The 17,268-nt window shown below is 56.9% G+C and carries 18 protein-coding genes; 15 read left to right on the top strand and 3 right to left on the bottom strand.

Annotation, left to right across the window (positions count from 1 at the left end; translation table 11 throughout):
• The first annotated feature begins 4 nt into the window (after window positions 1-4).
• The 11 genes from rimO (at window position 5) to hflX (ending at window position 11,589) form a co-directional block, all read left to right on the top strand.
• Window positions 5-1,354 (top strand): 30S ribosomal protein S12 methylthiotransferase RimO, encoded by a 1,350-nt coding sequence (gene rimO / locus FGQ61_RS00275; RefSeq protein WP_138374192.1) that lies wholly within the window; start codon window positions 5-7, stop codon window positions 1,352-1,354.
• 99 nt (window positions 1,355-1,453) lie between these two features.
• Window positions 1,454-2,002 carry a CDP-diacylglycerol--glycerol-3-phosphate 3-phosphatidyltransferase gene (gene pgsA, locus FGQ61_RS00280; RefSeq protein WP_229025873.1) on the top strand — a complete coding sequence of 183 codons (549 nt, stop codon included), beginning with the start codon at window positions 1,454-1,456 and terminating at the stop codon, window positions 2,000-2,002.
• A gap of 12 nt (window positions 2,003-2,014) precedes the next feature.
• Window positions 2,015-2,545 carry a CinA family protein gene (locus FGQ61_RS00285; RefSeq protein ID WP_138374193.1) on the top strand — a complete coding sequence of 177 codons (531 nt, stop codon included), beginning with the start codon at window positions 2,015-2,017 and terminating at the stop codon, window positions 2,543-2,545.
• Between the two features lie 257 nt (window positions 2,546-2,802).
• The gene (gene recA / locus FGQ61_RS00290) at window positions 2,803-3,951 is read left to right on the top strand and encodes a recombinase RecA (RefSeq protein WP_022094695.1); all 1,149 of its coding nucleotides are present in this window, start codon (window positions 2,803-2,805) and stop codon (window positions 3,949-3,951) included.
• A gap of 11 nt (window positions 3,952-3,962) precedes the next feature.
• The gene (locus tag FGQ61_RS00295; RefSeq protein ID WP_138374194.1) at window positions 3,963-4,655 is read left to right on the top strand and encodes a regulatory protein RecX; all 693 of its coding nucleotides are present in this window, start codon (window positions 3,963-3,965) and stop codon (window positions 4,653-4,655) included.
• A 257-nt stretch (window positions 4,656-4,912) separates the two neighbouring features.
• On the top strand, window positions 4,913-6,463 hold the full coding sequence (rny, locus tag FGQ61_RS00300; protein ID WP_138374195.1) for a ribonuclease Y: 1,551 nt from the start codon (window positions 4,913-4,915) through the stop codon (window positions 6,461-6,463).
• 1 nt (window position 6,464) lies between these two features.
• Window positions 6,465-7,550 (top strand): ATP-binding protein, encoded by a 1,086-nt coding sequence (locus FGQ61_RS00305; RefSeq protein WP_006235981.1) that lies wholly within the window; start codon window positions 6,465-6,467, stop codon window positions 7,548-7,550.
• Window positions 7,551-7,624: 74 nt separating this feature from the next.
• On the top strand, window positions 7,625-7,942 hold the full coding sequence (locus FGQ61_RS00310; protein ID WP_006235982.1) for a stage V sporulation protein S: 318 nt from the start codon (window positions 7,625-7,627) through the stop codon (window positions 7,940-7,942).
• A 49-nt stretch (window positions 7,943-7,991) separates the two neighbouring features.
• On the top strand, window positions 7,992-9,362 hold the full coding sequence (gene miaB, locus FGQ61_RS00315; RefSeq protein ID WP_138374196.1) for a tRNA (N6-isopentenyl adenosine(37)-C2)-methylthiotransferase MiaB: 1,371 nt from the start codon (window positions 7,992-7,994) through the stop codon (window positions 9,360-9,362).
• Window positions 9,362-10,300, top strand: a complete 939-nt coding sequence (miaA, locus tag FGQ61_RS00320) for a tRNA (adenosine(37)-N6)-dimethylallyltransferase MiaA (protein ID WP_138374197.1) — start codon at window positions 9,362-9,364, stop codon at window positions 10,298-10,300. Before miaB ends, miaA begins: the two co-directional genes overlap by 1 nt.
• Entirely contained in the window at window positions 10,300-11,589 is a 1,290-nt protein-coding gene (gene hflX, locus FGQ61_RS00325) for a GTPase HflX (protein ID WP_138374198.1), read from the top strand. Before miaA ends, hflX begins: the two co-directional genes overlap by 1 nt.
• Here the strand turns inward: hflX and FGQ61_RS00330 are convergent.
• A complete protein-coding gene (locus FGQ61_RS00330) occupies window positions 11,574-12,278 on the bottom strand; it encodes a heparan-alpha-glucosaminide N-acetyltransferase (RefSeq protein WP_138374199.1) in 705 nt (234 codons plus the stop codon). The genes hflX and FGQ61_RS00330 overlap by 16 nt on opposite strands.
• Window positions 12,278-12,922, bottom strand: coding sequence for a transcriptional repressor LexA (gene lexA, locus FGQ61_RS00335; protein ID WP_138374200.1), 645 nt, complete (start codon window positions 12,920-12,922; stop codon window positions 12,278-12,280). The genes FGQ61_RS00330 and lexA overlap by 1 nt, the downstream gene beginning before the upstream one ends.
• Window positions 12,923-13,085: 163 nt before the next feature.
• Between lexA and FGQ61_RS00340 the strand changes: the two genes are divergently transcribed.
• The 3 genes from FGQ61_RS00340 to dut are packed head-to-tail and all read left to right on the top strand — an operon-like array spanning window position 13,086 to window position 14,478.
• A complete protein-coding gene (locus FGQ61_RS00340) occupies window positions 13,086-13,535 on the top strand; it encodes a LysM peptidoglycan-binding domain-containing protein (RefSeq protein ID WP_161144708.1) in 450 nt (149 codons plus the stop codon).
• 51 nt (window positions 13,536-13,586) lie between these two features.
• A complete protein-coding gene (nrdR, locus tag FGQ61_RS00345) occupies window positions 13,587-14,030 on the top strand; it encodes a transcriptional regulator NrdR (RefSeq protein ID WP_022093781.1) in 444 nt (147 codons plus the stop codon).
• 4 nt (window positions 14,031-14,034) lie between these two features.
• Entirely contained in the window at window positions 14,035-14,478 is a 444-nt protein-coding gene (dut, locus tag FGQ61_RS00350) for a dUTP diphosphatase (protein WP_138112619.1), read from the top strand.
• Between the two features lie 392 nt (window positions 14,479-14,870).
• Here the strand turns inward: dut and FGQ61_RS00355 are convergent, their stop codons facing one another.
• Window positions 14,871-16,220 (bottom strand): MGDG synthase family glycosyltransferase, encoded by a 1,350-nt coding sequence (locus tag FGQ61_RS00355; RefSeq protein WP_229025869.1) that lies wholly within the window; start codon window positions 16,218-16,220, stop codon window positions 14,871-14,873.
• 69 nt (window positions 16,221-16,289) lie between these two features.
• Between FGQ61_RS00355 and FGQ61_RS00360 the strand changes: the two genes are divergently transcribed.
• A complete protein-coding gene (locus FGQ61_RS00360) occupies window positions 16,290-17,228 on the top strand; it encodes an NAD(P)/FAD-dependent oxidoreductase (RefSeq protein ID WP_138112617.1) in 939 nt (312 codons plus the stop codon).
• Window positions 17,229-17,268: the final 40 nt, after the last annotated feature.

Consider the following 17,268-nt stretch of genomic DNA (forward strand, 5'->3'; position numbering starts at 1 on the left):
CAACATGGATACACCGTTGGGCTCCGTGCTCTACATCACCCTCGGGTGCGCTAAGAACGAGGTTGACACCGACCGCATGCGTTCTCTTTTGACCGCCGCGGGCTACGAAGAGGCATTCGACCCGCAGGATGCCGATATCGCCATCGTCAATACATGCTCGTTTCTCGCCTCCGCAACGTCCGAGAGCATCGAGACCACGCTCGAGCTCGCCAACGAGGTTCAGGACGGCGTTCGTTCTTGCCCCATCGTTATGTGCGGCTGCGTGCCGTCGCGCTATGGCGACGACCTGCCTGACGAGCTGCCCGAGGTCGCTGCCTTTGTGAAGGCCGACGAGGAGGACGGCATCGTGGCGGTCATCGATGGCGTGCTGGGTGTCGAGCGTGAGATCGCAGCCTATATCCCGCAGGTCAAGCGTACCGTCGAGGGCGCCGTTGCCTACGTCAAGATTTCCGATGGCTGCAACCGTTTCTGCAGCTTCTGCATGATCCCCTATATTCGCGGTCGCTATCATTCGCGCAATGCCGAGAGCATTATCTCCGAGGTGCGCGACCTGGTTGCCGGCGGCGTGCGCGAGATTGTGCTGATTGGCCAGGACACGGGCATCTGGGGTACCGACTTTGCCGACGAGGACGTCACCGAGGGCTCGCCGCGCAATCTGGCGCAGCTGCTGCGTGCCGTCGCCGAGGCCGTGCGCCCGCACAACGTCTGGGTCCGCGTGCTCTATCTGCAGCCCGAGGGCATGACCGACGAGCTTATCGATACGATTCGCGATACGCCCGAGGTGCTGCCCTATATCGATATCCCCGTGCAGCACTGTGACGCGCGCATCCTTAAGGCCATGCGTCGCTCCGGTTCGCGTCAAGAGCTCGAGGATCTGTTCCGCGATCTGCGTGAGCGTATCCCCGGCATCGTGATCCGTTCCACGGCCATGGTCGGCTTCCCGACCGAGACCGACGACGAGTTCCGCGACCTCATCGACTTTATGGACACCGTCGGCTTCGACTACACGAGTGTCTTTGCCTACTCGCGTGAGGAAGGCAGCCTGGCCGCCAAGATGGAGGGTCAGGTCGACGAAGAGGTCAAGCTTGAGCGCGCCCAGGAGGCCATGGATCTGGCCGAGTCGCTCGGTTTTGCCGCTACCGCCGCACATGTGGGCGAGCGCGCCCAGGTGATCGTCGACGGTATCGAAGAGACCGAGGACGGCGCCGAGCTGATCGGCCATGCCTGGTTCCAGGCGCCCGATTCCGATGGCGCTGTGCACTTGGACGCCAGCGAGGCGTCCGTGGGCGATATTCTGACTGTCGAGTTTACCGATAGCTTCTGCTATGAGCTTATCGGCCATGTTGTGGAGTAGGAGAGCGTCGTGGCAAACGAGAGCAATAAGGAACTGACGAGTGTTTGGACGCCCGCCAATATCGTGACGTGCGTGCGCATCGTCTTTATCCCGGTGTTCATGATTGTGTCGGCGCTGTCTCACACGAGTGTTGCCGGTACGGATTGGAGCATCTTCGACGGCCCGCTCGCCGCCGCCGCTTTTATTCTGTACGTGATTCTGTCGTGCACCGATAAGGTCGACGGCTATCTGGCGCGCTCGCGCAACGAGATCACCGATTTCGGCAAGTTCTTGGACCCCATCGCGGACAAGCTGCTGGTGTTCTCGGCCCTGCTGCTGTTCTTGGATTTTGGCGCGGTGACCGTGTGGTCCGTGTTCATTATCCTGTTCCGCGAGCTGCTGGTGAGCGCTCTTCGCATGGTCGCGAGTGCTGCTGGTGTGGTCGTTGCGGCCGATAAGCTCGGCAAGTACAAGACGGCGACCACGATGGTCTCCATCTGCGGTTATCTGTGCGTCTTTGCGATGGCCGGCTTGCACCTTGGCCCGGTGGCGCTGACGCTCGGCATCTACTCGGTGTCGCGCTTCCTGTACGCCGTTGCCGTTGTCCTGACCGTTATCTCGGGCGCCCAGTACTTCTGGAACTGCCGCAAGATCGTCTTTTCGGTCTAGGTCCTGGTGGGTATGACGGACTCTTTTGAGCAGATTTCCGCACATAACGAGGAGCTGGCGCGCGATATTGTCGAGCGCGCGAGCGCTCGGGGCGTGACGGTTTCGACGGCTGAGTCGCTGACGGCGGGTATGATCGCCTCGACGATTGCCGATATCCCGGGCGCCTCGGCGGTGCTGCGTGGCGGTGCGGTGACCTATTGCGATGAGATCAAGCATCGCGTTCTTGGTGTTGAGCAGGAGACGCTCGACCGCTATACCGCGGTGTCGCATCAGACCGCGCGCGAGATGGCGGCGGGTTCGCTGGAGCTGTACCAGAGCGATATTGCAGTGAGCGCAACGGGTTATGCCGGCCCCGGCGGTGGCACTGAGGAAGATCCGGCGGGCACTTTCTATATTGGCTGGGCGTATCGCTCCGCCGATGGGGGCGTGCCGGTCGTGGACTCTGTGCGCTGCCACTATGAGGGCGACCGTTCGTGTGTTCGTGCCCATGCGGTCGCGGAGGCATTGGGACGCATTGCCCTTGTGCTCAACTCTATGGAATAGACGTGTTTTAAGGGGCCTCCGGGCCCCTTAATTGTGGAGATAGGGACCTCAGAAGAATTTAGCGTTTGTGCTGTTCATGGGTGTATTTTTGCCTGCCTTGTTCATTTTTGGTCCTTTGTGGTCAAGCATTTGGTCAGTGTTTGGTCGGCGTTTGGTTGGGTTTTGGAAAGGTCGGCTGCATATGATTTATCTGAACGGTTGACCACGAACAGCCGTTCGTTTATTATCGATGCAGGTTGTTAAGAGGAGGGCTATTCATGGCCAAGAATTCAGGTCCCGTACGTACCGTTCATGCTCGCACGACGGGTAAAGAGCGCGATGAGATGATCGCCACCACCAAGGCCGAGATCGAGAAGAAATTCGGCCAGGGTTCCATCATGAGGTACGGCGACGGTGGCCCCGAGCTCGAGGTCGAGGCCATCCCTACGGGCGCTCTGGCACTCGATGCCGCTCTGGGTATCGGCGGTGTGCCGCGCGGCCGAATCGTCGAGATCTACGGTCCCGAGTCCTCCGGTAAGACGACGCTTTCGCTCGAGATCTTGGCCGAGGCCCAGGCAATGGGTGGCGTTGTTGCATTTATCGATGCCGAGCACGCGCTCGATCCCACGTATGCCGCGCGCATCGGCGTGGATATCGACGAGGTGCTCATTTCCCAGCCCGATACGGGCGAGCAGGCGCTCGAGATTGTTGACATGCTCGTGCGCTCCGGCGCCATCGATGCCATCGTCGTCGACTCCGTCGCCGCGCTGACCCCGCGTGCCGAGATCGAGGGAGAGATCGGCGACACTACGGTCGGTCTTCAGGCTCGCCTGATGAGCCAGGCGCTCCGCAAGCTCGCCGGCTCGCTGTCCAAGTCCAACACGACGTGCATCTTCATTAACCAACTGCGTGAGAAGATTGGCGTCATGTTCGGCAACCCCGAGACTACGACGGGCGGCCGCGCCCTTAAGTTCTTCTCTTCGGTGCGTATCGACATTCGCCGTATCGACAGCATTAAGCTTAAGGACGAGGTTATCGGTAACCGCGTGCGAGCCAAGGTCGTTAAGAACAAGGTGGCAGCTCCGTTCCGTTCTGCTGAGTTCGACATCATGTACGGTACGGGCATCTCTAAGGAAGGCTCGATTCTGGACATGGCTGTCGAGTGCGGCATCTGCAAGAAGATGGGCTCCTGGTTTGCCTATGGCGAGGACAAGCTCGGCAACGGTCGCGAGGCCGCCAAGGCTTTCCTGCGCGAACACCCCGATTGCGCCGACGAGATTGAGCATAAGGTCCGCCTTGCCTGCGGACTTGAGTTTGATGACGATGCTCCGTCCGAGGTCGAGCTGACCGATCAGCCTGCGCCTGAGGAGTTTGACGAGCTTTACGCCATCGATGGTTCCGCCATGCTCGATGATGACGACGAGTAGCGGTTACGCTCATGTCGTATACGGTGACCGAGGCCACGGTCGTCTTTCCCGATAAGAAGGCGGCCTCCTCGTTCTCGAGCGGGTATGCGTCCAAAAAGCCTTGCGCACATATCGATTGTGAGCTTGAGGGCGGTTTTGAGCGTTCTATTTGGATTCCCGTGCGGGTCGCGCGCCTGTATGTCAAAAACCGCCCAGATCTTCCCTGTGATTGGGACAACTTTCGTGAGGCGGTGCAGCTCATCGAGCGTAAATGTGCACTTACCATGGTGACCGAGATGTTATCGCGCCGCGACCATGCGACGGGTGAGGTCCGTGACAAGCTGGCTTGCTACGGCTTTCACCAGACAGCGATTGATTTCGCCGTCGAGCGCGCCACCGAGTATCGCTTTTTAGACGAGAACCGCTTTTGCTCGTACTTTATCGAGGAACGCAAACGGCGTGGTTGGGGACAGCGCAAAATCGAGACCGAGCTCAAGCGTCGTCATGTCGTGCTCGATGACATTCCCGGTTATCCCGAGGAATATTTTGCCGTCGAAGACGATTTGGCGCGTGCGTCAGCCCTGCTCGCCAAGCGACGTGTTCCAGAGACGCGCGGATTCGAAAAACTGGTTCGGTTTTTGATGGGCAAGGGCTTCTCGTATCACATCGCCGCCGATGCCGTTAAGGCACGCCTCGATGCCGAATGCGAGGAATGTGCGGTTTAGGCATATGCGTTTTGTGGTCCTGCCGTTCACCGCGTTTTAGCCGCCGTGCTGGGGCCATTTATTTGACAGTTGTTGTGGTTCAACGTACGATAAACACTGTCATTTGCTTTGTGATATGTGCTCATCTGTGATGAGTTTGTTTATATGTTTATCTGTATCCGACCCGCATAAGCTGCGCCCATATTACTCAAATGTCGCGAGCCGTTCGTAAGGATGGTTCGCTTTGTTGTGTAACGAATCCATAAAAAGGAGTGAGCATGCCTATCATCGCAGCGCTCGTTGGCATCGTTTTGGGTGCCATCGCCGCCATTGCCTTCATGCGCACCGCCAAGCAGGGTAGTCTTCACGAGGCCGACGAAAAGATTCAGTCGGCACACGCACAGGCTGAGTCCCTGATCGGTGATGCTAAGCGTCAGGCCGAGACCCTCAAAAAAGAGGCTCTGCTCGAGGCTAAAGAGGAAATCATCAAGAACAAGCAGGCGGTCGAGGCCGAGGACAAGCAGCGTAAGAACGAGATTCGTACGCTCGAGAACCGCGTGATGCAGCGCGAGGAATCCCTCGATCGCCGCAACGACGCTCTCGACAAGCGCGAGCATCAGCTGTCCAGCCAGGCCGGTCAGGTCGAGAAGCGCTCCCGTGAGCTCGAGGAGCTCTGCGCAAAGCAGACCTCCGAGCTCGAGCGTATTGCCGACCTTACCCGCGAGGACGCCCACAAGGAGCTCCTCGATAAGGTTCGCGGCGAGGTCACCCACGAGGCTGCCACGATCATTCGCGAGTCCGAGCAGCAGGTTCGCGCCGAGTGCCACAAGACCGCCCAGGAGATTCTGTCCCTGGCGATTCAGCGCTGCGCTGCCGACCACACAGCCGAGGTCACCGTTACCTCCGTGCACATTCCCTCTGATGACCTCAAGGGCCGTATCATCGGTCGCGAGGGTCGCAACATCCGGACCTTCGAGCAGGTTTCCGGCGTCAACCTCGTGATCGACGACACGCCCGAGACTGTCGTTCTTTCGAGCTTCGACCCGGTCCGTCGTGAGACCGCCCGTGTTGCCCTCGAGAACCTCATCGCCGACGGCCGCATTCACCCCGCCCGCATCGAGGAGATGTATCACAAGGCTGCCGACCTGGTTCAGCAGCGCGTGCGCGAGGCTGGCGAGCAGGCTGCCTTCGATACCGGCATCCACGACCTGCATCCCGAGATCGTCAAGACCCTTGGTGCCCTGCGCTACCGTACCTCGTTTGGTCAGAACGTGCTTCAGCACTCCCTCGAAGTCTCTGACCTGTGCGGCGTGATGGCTTCCGAGCTTGGCCTGGACGTTGTGACCGCCAAGCGCGCCGGCCTGCTGCACGACCTGGGCAAGGCAATCGACCATGACGTCGAGGGCCCGCATGCCGTCATCGGCGCCGAGCTTGCCCGCCGTTATGGCGAGAAGCCCGTTATCGTCCACGCTATCGAGGCTCACCATGCCGACGTCGACCCCAACACGGTGCTCGATGTCCTGGTACAGGCCGCCGATGCTGTCTCTGCCTCTCGCCCCGGTGCCCGTCGCGAGTCTGCCGAGAACTACATCAAGCGTCTTGAGAAGCTCGAGGAGATCGCCAACTCCCATGATGGCGTCGAGCGTACCTATGCCATGCAGGCTGGTCGCGAGGTCCACGTCATGGTTCAGCCGGACAAGATCTCCGATGCCCAGTCCACGGTCCTGGCTCACGATATCGCCCATCAGATCGAGGAAGAGATGGAGTATCCCGGTCAGGTGCGCGTCGTCGTGATTCGCGAGAGCCGCGCTGTCGATATCGCTAAATAACATGAGCGACGCGAACGAGCTCATCTCATTTATCGCGTCGATGTCGGGGGAGGGCAACCTTCGCGTCGAGGAGAACCTTGGCGAGGGTTATGTCCGCCTCCGCGTTTCGGAGGCCGAGAGGCGCCAGGCAAAGCACGACATTCAGCATGTCGAGGATATCGTCATTGAAATGCTCCGTAATGCTCGCGATGCTGGCGCCGACAAAGTCTATCTCGCTACGACCAAGGAAGATGGCGTCCGCACGCTTGTCTTTCTGGATAACGGTTCGGGCGTTCCGCAAGATATGCAAGAGCGAATCTTCGATGCCCGTGTTACCTCCAAGCTCGAGAGCATGAAGATGGACCGTTGGGGCGTTCACGGTCGTGGCATGGCATTGTTTTCGATCAAGCAGAACACCGACGAGGCCCGTGTGGTCACGTCCGGTGTCGATCTTGGTTCAGCCTTTAAGGTGAGCGTTGCGGCCGACCGCCTCAGTGAGCGTGCCGATCAGTCCAGCTGGCCCCAGGCCGTCAAGGATGAGGACGGACGTTATGTCTGTGCTCGGGGCCCGCATAATATTATTCGCGCTGCTTGTGAGTTTGCGCTCGAGGAGTTGCGTGGTTGCGATGTCTATCTTGGTTCTCCGTCTGAGATTGCCGCGACCCTTTATGCTCAGGCGTCAAGTCGGCTCGATACGTCGCGTCTCCTGTTCATTGATGACGAGAGCGAGCTTCCGGTTGTTGATCGTCTAGGCCTTGCCTCTGATGCCGAGGACTTTATCCGTATTTGTTCGGGTTTGGGTCTTGAAATGTCCGAGCGCACGGCCCATCGCATTTTGGCAGGGCAGATTAAGCCCGTTCGCGGTGTGACTGCGCGTCTGCTGCGCGAGCGTGACTCATCCTCGCATGCGCCGGCTCCTGTCGATCTCGCGAAGGATCGTCGTGGGCTACGTATTGCCAAGGATGACATGGCACAGTTTTCGCGTGCTGTGGAGCGCGACTTTAATGACCTTGCCGCCCGGTACTATCTCAACCTTTGCGGCGACCCAAAGATTCGCGTTTCGCGTGATCGAATCACCGTGACATTCGATCTTGCCAAAGAGGAATAGTGCCTTTACCGAGTCCACTCGGTACGATACAGTTATTGCAGTTAAAACGTACTTTTAAACGCAGGAGTTTCTTCATGGATTGCCTGAAGGTATCAAGCAAATCATCGCCCGCGTCCGTTGCCGGCGCCATCGCCGGCATGGTCAAGGATGGTGTGCCCGTCAACATCCAGTGTGTCGGTGCCGGTGCTGTCAACCAGGCCATTAAGGCCGTTGCTATCGCGCGCGGTTTTTTGATTCCAACCGGTTTTGATATTTCCTGTGCGCCCGTGTTCTCCGACATCCTCATTAACGGGGAGTCGCGCACGGCTATCCGCCTTTCTATCTACGTTCACCAGATCAATCGGGCTGCTATGGATAACGTCGTCATGGATGATGTTAAGCCTGTGGCATAGCTTCTGCTTGCCTCGATTCGCCTCCCTTCCATCGTTAGGACTTATGCACATGGACCAGCGTTCCGTACGCGATATTCTTGCCGGTAAAACCTACTTTATCCGCACCTTTGGCTGCCAGATGAATCAGCACGATTCCGAGCGCGTGAGCGGTCTGCTTGATTCGTATGGCTGTCTCATGGCGCTCGATCCCGAGCATGCCGATATCGTTGTCTTCATGACATGCTGTGTGCGTGAGGCCGCCGATTCTCGCCTGTACGGCCAGTGCAATTCCTGTAAAAGCCTGCCGCCTTCGCCTTCGGGCAAGCGTGTGGTTGCCGTTGGTGGTTGCATCGCGCAGCGCGATGGCGAGGGCCTGCTCACCAACGTCGATAACGTCAATGTCATCTTTGGTACGCATTCCATCGCACATGTGGCAGAGCTCATTGCCGAGGCGTTCCTTGATGGCAAGCATCATATCCGCACCAATGAGCATGAGGATACGGATGCCATGAGCATGCCGTGGCATCGCGAGACCCAGTATCACGCTTGGGTGCCCATCATGACGGGCTGCAATAATTTCTGTACCTATTGCATCGTTCCGTACGTGCGCGGTCGCGAAAAGAGCCGCTCCTTCGAGGAGATTGTCGACGAGGTGACCGGTTTGGTGCGCCAGGGCGTGCGTGAGATTACGCTGCTGGGCCAAAACGTTAACTCATATGGTCGCGATCTGTTTGGCAAGCCGCGTTTTGCCGATTTGCTGCGTGCCGTGGGCGATACGGGTGTGGAGCGCATCTTCTTTACGTCTTCGCATCCCAAGGATCTGCTGCCCGAGACCATCGACGCCATGGCCGAGACGCCTGCTGTTATGCCGCAGCTGCACCTGGCCGTCCAGTCAGGTTCGACGCGGATCCTCAAAGAGATGAATCGCCGTTATACACGCGAGGACTATCTGGGCCTGGTCGATCGCATTCGCAACCGCATGCCCGATATCGCGCTCTCGACTGACATTATCGTTGGCTTCCCGGGCGAGACTGAAGAAGACTTTGAGCAGACGCTTTCACTTGCCGAGACGGTCCGCTATGCCCAGGCCTATACCTTCATCTATTCCAAGCGCGCCGGTACCCCGGCCGCAGAGATTGACGATCCTACGCCGCATGAGGTTATTCTCGGGCGTTTCAACCGCCTGGTTAAGGTTATCGAGACCACGGCACATGAGTATAACCAGGGTGAACTTCATACTGTGGTTCCGGCGCTCATTGAGGGAACGAGTAAAAAGAACGACGCGGTCCTGCTGGGCAAGAGTCCCAAGAATCAGACCGTGCATGCGCCTATCCCCGAGGGTTACAGCATCGATCAGCTTGTTGGCAAGATCGTTGATGTTGACGTTGACGTTGCCAAGACCTGGTATTTGTCCGGCTCCGTTGTGGGCGAGCCGCGCTAATGGTTTCTTCCGGGGCAGGTCTTTCCGCCGTTGCGATCGTCGGTCCGACGGCGGTTGGTAAGAGTGATGTTGCCGACCGTTTGGCCGCTCGTCTTTCGTCCGAAGTGCTGTCGTGCGATGCGATGCAAATCTATCGTGGCATGGACATCGGTACCGCAAAGATGACGCCCGATGAGTGTACGGCGCCGCTGCGTCTCGTCGACATTGTGGAGCCGGGTGTGGCATATTCTGCTGCGCTTTATCAGGCTGACGCTCGCGCGCATGTTGAACGTCTCATTGGTTCGGGTTGTCTGCCGGTTTTTTGCGGAGGTACGGGGCTATATCTCAAGGCCGCCCTCGATGAGATGGACTTTCCCTCGGGTGAACTTGAGGACGATCGCCGTGTGGGCTATCAGGAGCTTGCCGAGCGTATTGGCGAGGAAGAACTGCATGCCCTGCTTGCCGAGCGCGACCCAGAATCGGCTGCTGTTATTCATCCCCATAACGTGCGCCGTGTGATTCGTGCGCTCGAGATGCATGATGATGGTATCTCCTATGCACAGCAAAAAAGTCAGTTTAGTGTTCCGCGCGAGCATTATCATGCTCTATGGTTTGGTCTGACGCGTAATCGCGAGGTGCTCTACGAGCGCATTAACCTGCGTGTCGATCTGATGTTTGAACAGGGTCTTGTTGATGAGGTTCGCGGTCTTATGGACCAGGGGCTGGGAGATGCCCTGACTTCGATGCAGGCAATTGGCTATAAAGAGATCATTGATGCTTTCAATGGCGTGATTTCTATGGATGAGGCTCGCGAACTCATCAAGATGCGTTCGCGTCGCTATGCCAAACGTCAGCTTTCGTGGTTTAAGCGCGATGACCGTATCGTGTGGTTTGATATGGACGAGTTTACGATCGATGAGGTCGTTGAGGACATCCTGCATCGTATTGAGGCTGCCTAATGGCCCGTTTCCCCCTTGTTCCCACGGCACCCGAGCCCGAGCGTGCCATTTTAGTTGGTGTTGAGTGGCGCGACAATGCATGGCCGCTCGATCGTTCGCTTGACGAGCTTGAGCGCCTGGCCCATACGGCTGGCGCCCAGTGCGTGGCGCGTTTGTCACAGCGTCTGGTTAAGCCGTATCCAAAATCGTTTATCGGTTCCGGTAAGGTTGAGGAGCTTTGCGGGCTCGTGCATCGTATGGATGTCGATGTTGTTATCTTCGACGACGATTTATCGCCCTCGCAGCAATCCTATTTGGAGAAAGCCGTGGGCGAGCCGGTAAAGATTATCGATCGTACAGCACTGATCCTGGATATCTTTGGCCTGCATGCTCAGACGCGTGAGGGACGCCTACAGGTACAGCTGGCGCAGCTTCAATATCTGTTGCCTCGTCTGCGCGGTATGTGGAGCCATCTTGCCAAGGAGCAGACGCGCGGCGGCATCGGTTCACGCTTTGGTCAGGGCGAAAGTCAGCTCGAGGTCGACCGTCGCCTCATTCGTAATAAGATCGCTGCGCTTCGTCGTGAGCTCAAGCAGGTTGAACAGCGTCGCGATGTCCAGTCCAAGAGCCGCATTGAGTCACCGGCGTTTCGAGTCGCGTTAGCCGGTTATACCAATGCCGGTAAATCGACGTTGCTTAATCGCCTGACCGGCTCTACGGTACTTTCGCAGGACAAGCTGTTTGCTACGCTCGACCCGACGACGCGTTCGTATCGCCTGCCCGGCGGTCGCGGCATGACGATTACCGATACCGTTGGCTTTATTCAAAAGCTACCGCATGGTCTCGTTGATGCCTTTAAGTCCACGCTGTCTGAGGTTCTTGGTGCCGATCTGATCCTTAAAGTTGTGGATGCCTCTGACGAGGACTACGAGCGCCAGCTCGAGGCAGTCGATCGCGTTCTTGACGAGATCGGTGCCGGCGAGCGTTTGACGCTTACGGTGTTCAATAAAATCGATCTTCTCGATAGCGTTGATCGATTGAGTTTCCGTCGTCGCTATCCCGAGGCCGTGCTGTTCTCGGCCCAGACGGGCGAGGGACTCGACGATCTCGTCGACCGTATTGCTCGTGAGGCGGCTGCCACCGATGTGTTGCTCTCCGCTGATATCCCGTATCGCGAGGGCGCCCTCATCACGCTGGTGCATGAACAGGGAACCCTTTTGCACGAGGAATATCTTGAGGGCGGCGTTCGTATTGTTGCGAAGCTGCCGGCTCGCATCGCGCCGCGGCTCAAGCGTTATCGCACCGAGTAGACGAGCTCCAAAAAGCCCAGAATAGTGGGCTGATGCAGTAGATAAAAGGGGAGTGCGTGACGTCCAAGGCTGGCGAGCGCCGGGATGGGATTGGCGTAGGCCCAGCTTGGGACGGTCTTATCGATTCCCTGCGCTATGTGTGCGGCGAAGTATCCTGCAAGATACATAAAGAAAAACGGGATGATGGGGTAGTAATCACCTGAAACAAACCCAGTGCTCGGAAATCCCAGCCACGCCAGGTAGGGGACAGGATAGATCGTTTTGGGGATACTCCAGGTGAGGGCGAACAACACAAGGCATAGGGACATGCCCCATCTCGCCGATATCTTCTTAAGGACGGGATCGGTCAACGCCACGATGCCGGTACATGCGGCCATGCAGTAGATGATGCCAAAATTAACAGAATCGTCAACTGAGACAAGTGTTGTTGCCAACCAGACGACGAGTGCTGCTAAGGCGTATTTGGCGGCACGTTTGATATTGTTGCGCGAAAGGGTGCACATCCAACCCGCGATAAACAAAAATACCCAGCTGATGCTGGCGCGCCAGATGTCTTGAAAGACAGTCTGGGTAAACCAGGGCATATCCCAGTCGTACAGGTAGGCAAGATCGTAGCAAGCGTGAAAACCTGCCATTGAAATCATCGTAAGCCCGCGGACGGTATCAAAGATGGTGATGCGTTTTTGCATTACGAGAACCGGCGCATCAAGCCGACGACTTTGCCCAAGATAACGGGATTCGTTGCATAGATAGGCTCCATGGTGTCATTCTCAGGCTGCAGGCGTACGCGTCCCTGCTCCTTGTAGAACGTCTTGACGGTCGCTGAACCATCAATCATAGCCACGACAATTTCGCCGTTCATGGCACTCTTTTGTTCACGGACGATGATGTAATCGCCATTGAAGATACCGACATTGATCATTGAGCTCCCATGCACCTCAAGGATAAAGGAACCCTGATCAGTGGCGATTTCGGTCGGGATAGTAAATGTGTCTTCGATATTCTGCTCGGCCAGAATGGGAATCCCAGCCGCGACGCGACCAACGAGCGGTAGTGAGACCGTTCCGCGAGGTGCGGTGGTCTCGTCAGATTTAGAAATTGAGACAGAGGAACCGTCCTCGTTAAAGAGTTCCAGAGCGCGCGGTTTGGTGGCATCGCGCTTGAGTAGCCCGCGCGCCTCCAGGGCAGATAGATGGGCGTGCACGGTGCTGGGGGAGGAAAGGCCCACGGCAGAAGCCATCTCGCGCACGCTGGGCGGATAACCCTTCTCCTGCTGATATTCCTTGATGAAGTCGTAAATTTGCTGCTGACGCTTGGTAATTTTGCGAGCCATCAGGGCATCCTCTCTACCCATGTCAAACAAATGTTCGAATTTTGCTTGACAGGAACAACTGTTCGAAGATAATAATAACCGAACATTCGTTCTCGCGCTAGACATTTTTGTCCGCGCGGCTTGATAAAACTGTTCTCAGCAAAACACGCGAGAGGAGAACATGATGAACGCAACGAATATGGTCCAGGGAAACCTCGCCCTTAAGCTCGAGACGTCTGCAGAATACACTTTTACGGTTGTTCAGGGTGGCTGCTCCGGCTTTCAGCCTTTGACCGTAAAGCCTGCTCGCAATCAGCAGGCTGTAGCCGCGCCGGGCCGCGTTGCCCTGAAGGTTCCGACGATTGTCGCCGTTGCCGTTGCGCTTACGCTCTTCTTTGTCCTCGCTACGTCGGTCTTTAGCGCTCGTCACGCCGCGTATGCCGAGTCCGTTTCCAACGTTACCTATGAGACCATTCGCGTTCAGTCTGGTGATTCTCTTTGGTCGCTTGCCGAGGAATATCCAATCGAAGGCCTTTCCACGCAAGAGACTTCCGACATGATCCGTAACGTCAATCATCTGGAGCATGGTTCGCTCGCCGCCGGTGCGCATCTTAAGGTTCCTGCTCGTTCGTAATCATTATCGCGCTGCGCATGGTACCCTTGTTATCGTTTAAGAGGAGGTACCATGCGCTGTCCCAAATGCGGCAAGGCACATACCCGCGTCGTTGATTCCCGTATGCAGGAGTCAAATAACACCATTAAGCGTCGCCGCGAATGTTGCTCGTGTAACTATCGCTTTACAACGTTCGAACGATGCGAAGACCCAATCGAGGTCATTAAGTCGGACGGAACCAAGCAGCGGTTCGATCGCAATAAGCTGCTCGTCGGCTTGATGCGCGCCACTATCAAGCGCGATATCGACACTAAGAAGCTCAATGAGATTATCGATGACATCGAGGTCGAGCTGCGCTCTCGCACGCTGACGGCCGTTACGTCCCATGAGTTGGGTGACATGGTACTCAAGCGCTTGGCCAAGATCGACAAGGTGGCGTACATCCGCTTTGCCTCGGTCTACCGCGATTTCAAAGACGTCGATGAGTTTCTGCAAGAGCTCGACAAGCTAAGGTGATTCCATGTCCAACATTACCGTCAACATAAAGCGTCTCGACCCCACCGTCGAGCTTCCCAAATACGCCCATCCCACCGATGCCGGCTTGGATTTGCGCTCCAACGAGGACTGCATTCTGAAGCCCTTCGAACGCCGTCTGGTCTCTACTGGGCTGGCCATCGCCCTGCCCGATGGCTACGCCGGCTTCGTCCAGCCCCGAAGCGGTTTGGCCATCAAGCAGGGCCTGTCTATAGTCAATACGCCGGGCCTCATCGACGCCCACTACCGAGGAGAACTCAAGGTTATCCTCATCAACCTGGATCCCTCCAACAACATCCAAATCAACAAAGGCGACCGCATAGCCCAACTCGTCATCCAAGAAGTCCCCACGGTCAACCTCATAGAAGTAGAAGAACTAGACGAAACCGACCGAGGCAACGGAGGCTTCGGCTCCAGCGGCGTCGCCTAGGGGCGCTCGTATCCCTCCCGCCCGGGGCTTACCTATATCATTCCATGCTCAAACATTCTCGCGTCGCTTCGCTCGCTGCGAAACTGCGCGTGGAACGATATAGGTAAGCCCCGGGCGGGCGGCTACTCGCTTGAAACAATATTTACTTTTCTAGTAAGCCGATGCGACAAAGGGGCTGTCCCTTTGTCGCATCGGCTTACTGTATTTATATTTTCCTGTTTTACCTTTGCAGGTTCTAATGGAGGGGATACCGAAGTAGCTGCTAGTAAGTAAACGCAGCCGCTCTGCCGGAGCCGCCCTTATATCGTTCCACGCGCAGTTTCGCAGCGAAGCGAGAATGTTTGAGCATGGAATGATATAAGGGCGGCTCCGGCAGAGCGGCGGACATTCGACTAGCGGATATGCGCGGGCTTTCCTCCCCAGTAGAAGCGGCAGAAGGCTCGTTTACGTTTTTGGGGCTTACCTGCAAGCTCCATGGTGGCGATGGCGATGTCCTCGGCTGCGTGTGGACGGCGCAGGACTTCGCCATTGATGAGCAGTGCCTTGAGCGACTCCGGATGATCGTGGAGATGGCGCAACGTCACGATGAGTTCTCGTGCGGTGGTGACATGCATGCTGGCGCCCATGCCGGTGAGCATCGTGGTGTTTGCCTTTTCCTGGCCATAGGACTTGCCCAGCAGGATCATCGGCAGATGCGCGCACAGGCACTCGGTGACGGTGAGTCCGCCCGATTTGAGAATTGCCAGGTCGCAGCCGTGCATGAGGGCCGCCATGTCGTCCACGTAGTCTAGAACCGTGACGTTTTCGAGCTTCATGGCGTCGAAGAGCGTCTTGAGTCGGGTGGCGTATTCTTTATCCTTGCCCGGTAAAAAGACAAAGTGCATGTCCTCAAAGCTGCGTAAGAAGGGGAGCGTGTGGTCCATCGCGGCGCGGAAACGCACGTATGGTTGGGGTAAACTGGCACCGGCCATCACCAATACGACGGTTTTGTCTATGGGGAGATTGAACTTGCTGAGCTCATCTTCGCGTTTGTAATCTGAATCGAAACCGGCTCGGATGGGGATGCCCGTTATGCGGATCTTTGACTCGGGAACCTTGCGCGGGCGCAGCGTTTCGGCCATAAACTCGTTGGCTACACAGAATAGGTCGGTGTCCTTGTGGGGCCAAAAGCCTTCGACTTCGTAATCGGTCGGCACACAGATGACCGGGTAATCGATACCCGTAATTACGCGGGCGCCCACGGCAACATTGGCTGCTGTGATGTGCGTTGCGACCACGGCTATAGGCCTGCGGCGACGAATATATTCGTTGAAGGCGGGGAACATAATACGCGACCATGCCGTGCCGCCACCCCAGAGAAGATGTCCCGTAAGCGTATATCGCCAGGTCAGGTCGTAAATGGGGCGTGTGGCTCCCGTAAAAGAAGCCGCGGTCTTATTGCCGTCGAATTTAATACGTCCAAAATCAAGGATATCGAGCACTTCAATTTCAATATCCTCAGGGATTCCCTTGGTGCCGCGGATAAGTTCAAATGCTTGTGCAATCGCGTTGGCGGCGGCTTTGTGGCCCGATCCAACCGATGCGTGCACAATGGTTACTAGGGGTTTTTGTGCAGGTGAAACGGTCATTTGCTCCGGTTGGGGAGTGGCTTGCATGGGCAGGGGAGCGCTATTGCTCATCTGCGTTTGATCCATCGATAACTCCCCTTCAGCTTTGTTACGCGATTTATCATTGTAGTGCATGAGTGTCATGTTCACGTAAATTTGGGTATGAGCGCAAAGAACGCCAATCTTTCGACAGGAGGTCTCTTCATGACTACCCATCAGCCGATCGATGTTGCGATTATCGGTGGCGGCCCTGCGGGCTATGCTGCGGCCATTTATGCGGCGCGCTCCAACCTAACGACGACCGTGATTGAACAGGGCATGTCGGGAGGGCAGATCGCCACGACCAATGAAGTCGAGAACTATCCGGGCATTCCGCTCTTGAGTGGCGCCGAACTCGGTGAGCGTTTTCAGCAGCATGCAGAGGGCCTGGGAGCACAGGTTACATGGAGCATGGTTACGGGTATCGATTACGATGCCGATGCAGCGCTGTTTACGGTGCATCACGATTTGGGCGATACGTCGGCCTCGAGCGTTATCGCTTGCATGGGTGCCACGCCGCGATCTGCTGGTTTTGTTGGCGAGGATGCGTATCGCGGTCGCGGCGTTTCGTATTGCGCGACGTGCGACGGCATGTTCTTTCGCGGCAAGCAGGTTTTTGTCATCGGCGGCGGCAATGCTGCCTGCGAGGAAGCTCTGTTCTTGTCAGAAATCGCCAGCAGCGTGACCATCGTTTTGCGCCGCGATCAGTTCCGTGCCCCCGATGGTGTGGTTCAAAAAGTTCTTGCAAAAGATAATATTTCAGTTAGGTACCAAACTAGTATTGTCGAGCTCTCGGGCGAAGCCATGCCAACGACGATTACCTTTAAGGACAATGCATCCGGGGAAACTCACACCGAGTCATTTGTCCCTGGCTCGTTTGGTATCTTTGTCTTTACCGGAACGCAGCCCCATTCCGAGCTCGTTGAGCATCTAGTCGATCTGGCGCCGGACGGCGGTATTGTTACTGATGATTCCATGGCGACCCGCACGCCAGGTCTATTTGCCGCTGGCGACATCCGTTCCAAGCGTTTACGCCAGGTTGTGACTGCCGTTTCTGATGGAGCCATAGCGGCAACGAGCGTATACGCGTTTCTCCGTGGATAAGTACGATAATATATCTTATGTAAGGTTGCTATCTTTAAAA

The sequence above is a fragment of the Collinsella aerofaciens genome, assembly GCF_005844325.1.
GTDB lineage: Bacteria > Actinomycetota > Coriobacteriia > Coriobacteriales > Coriobacteriaceae > Collinsella > Collinsella aerofaciens_G.

Coding starts and splice junctions, on each gene's coding strand:
- dut (WP_138112619.1), top strand. CDS start 14,035: ATGTCCAACATTACCGTCAACATAAAGCGTCTCGACCCCACCGTCGAG.
- FGQ61_RS00330 (WP_138374199.1), bottom strand. CDS start 12,278: ATGCAAAAACGCATCACCATCTTTGATACCGTCCGCGGGCTTACGATG.
- FGQ61_RS00285 (WP_138374193.1), top strand. CDS start 2,015: ATGACGGACTCTTTTGAGCAGATTTCCGCACATAACGAGGAGCTGGCG.
- FGQ61_RS00295 (WP_138374194.1), top strand. CDS start 3,963: ATGTCGTATACGGTGACCGAGGCCACGGTCGTCTTTCCCGATAAGAAG.
- rny (WP_138374195.1), top strand. CDS start 4,913: ATGCCTATCATCGCAGCGCTCGTTGGCATCGTTTTGGGTGCCATCGCC.
- rimO (WP_138374192.1), top strand. CDS start 5: ATGGATACACCGTTGGGCTCCGTGCTCTACATCACCCTCGGGTGCGCT.
- hflX (WP_138374198.1), top strand. CDS start 10,300: ATGGCCCGTTTCCCCCTTGTTCCCACGGCACCCGAGCCCGAGCGTGCC.
- miaA (WP_138374197.1), top strand. CDS start 9,362: ATGGTTTCTTCCGGGGCAGGTCTTTCCGCCGTTGCGATCGTCGGTCCG.
- FGQ61_RS00355 (WP_229025869.1), bottom strand. CDS start 16,220: ATGCACTACAATGATAAATCGCGTAACAAAGCTGAAGGGGAGTTATCG.
- recA (WP_022094695.1), top strand. CDS start 2,803: ATGGCCAAGAATTCAGGTCCCGTACGTACCGTTCATGCTCGCACGACG.
- miaB (WP_138374196.1), top strand. CDS start 7,992: ATGGACCAGCGTTCCGTACGCGATATTCTTGCCGGTAAAACCTACTTT.
- pgsA (WP_229025873.1), top strand. CDS start 1,454: ATGATTGTGTCGGCGCTGTCTCACACGAGTGTTGCCGGTACGGATTGG.
- lexA (WP_138374200.1), bottom strand. CDS start 12,922: ATGGCTCGCAAAATTACCAAGCGTCAGCAGCAAATTTACGACTTCATC.
- FGQ61_RS00340 (WP_161144708.1), top strand. CDS start 13,086: ATGAACGCAACGAATATGGTCCAGGGAAACCTCGCCCTTAAGCTCGAG.
- FGQ61_RS00305 (WP_006235981.1), top strand. CDS start 6,465: ATGAGCGACGCGAACGAGCTCATCTCATTTATCGCGTCGATGTCGGGG.
- FGQ61_RS00360 (WP_138112617.1), top strand. CDS start 16,290: ATGACTACCCATCAGCCGATCGATGTTGCGATTATCGGTGGCGGCCCT.
- FGQ61_RS00310 (WP_006235982.1), top strand. CDS start 7,625: ATGGATTGCCTGAAGGTATCAAGCAAATCATCGCCCGCGTCCGTTGCC.
- nrdR (WP_022093781.1), top strand. CDS start 13,587: ATGCGCTGTCCCAAATGCGGCAAGGCACATACCCGCGTCGTTGATTCC.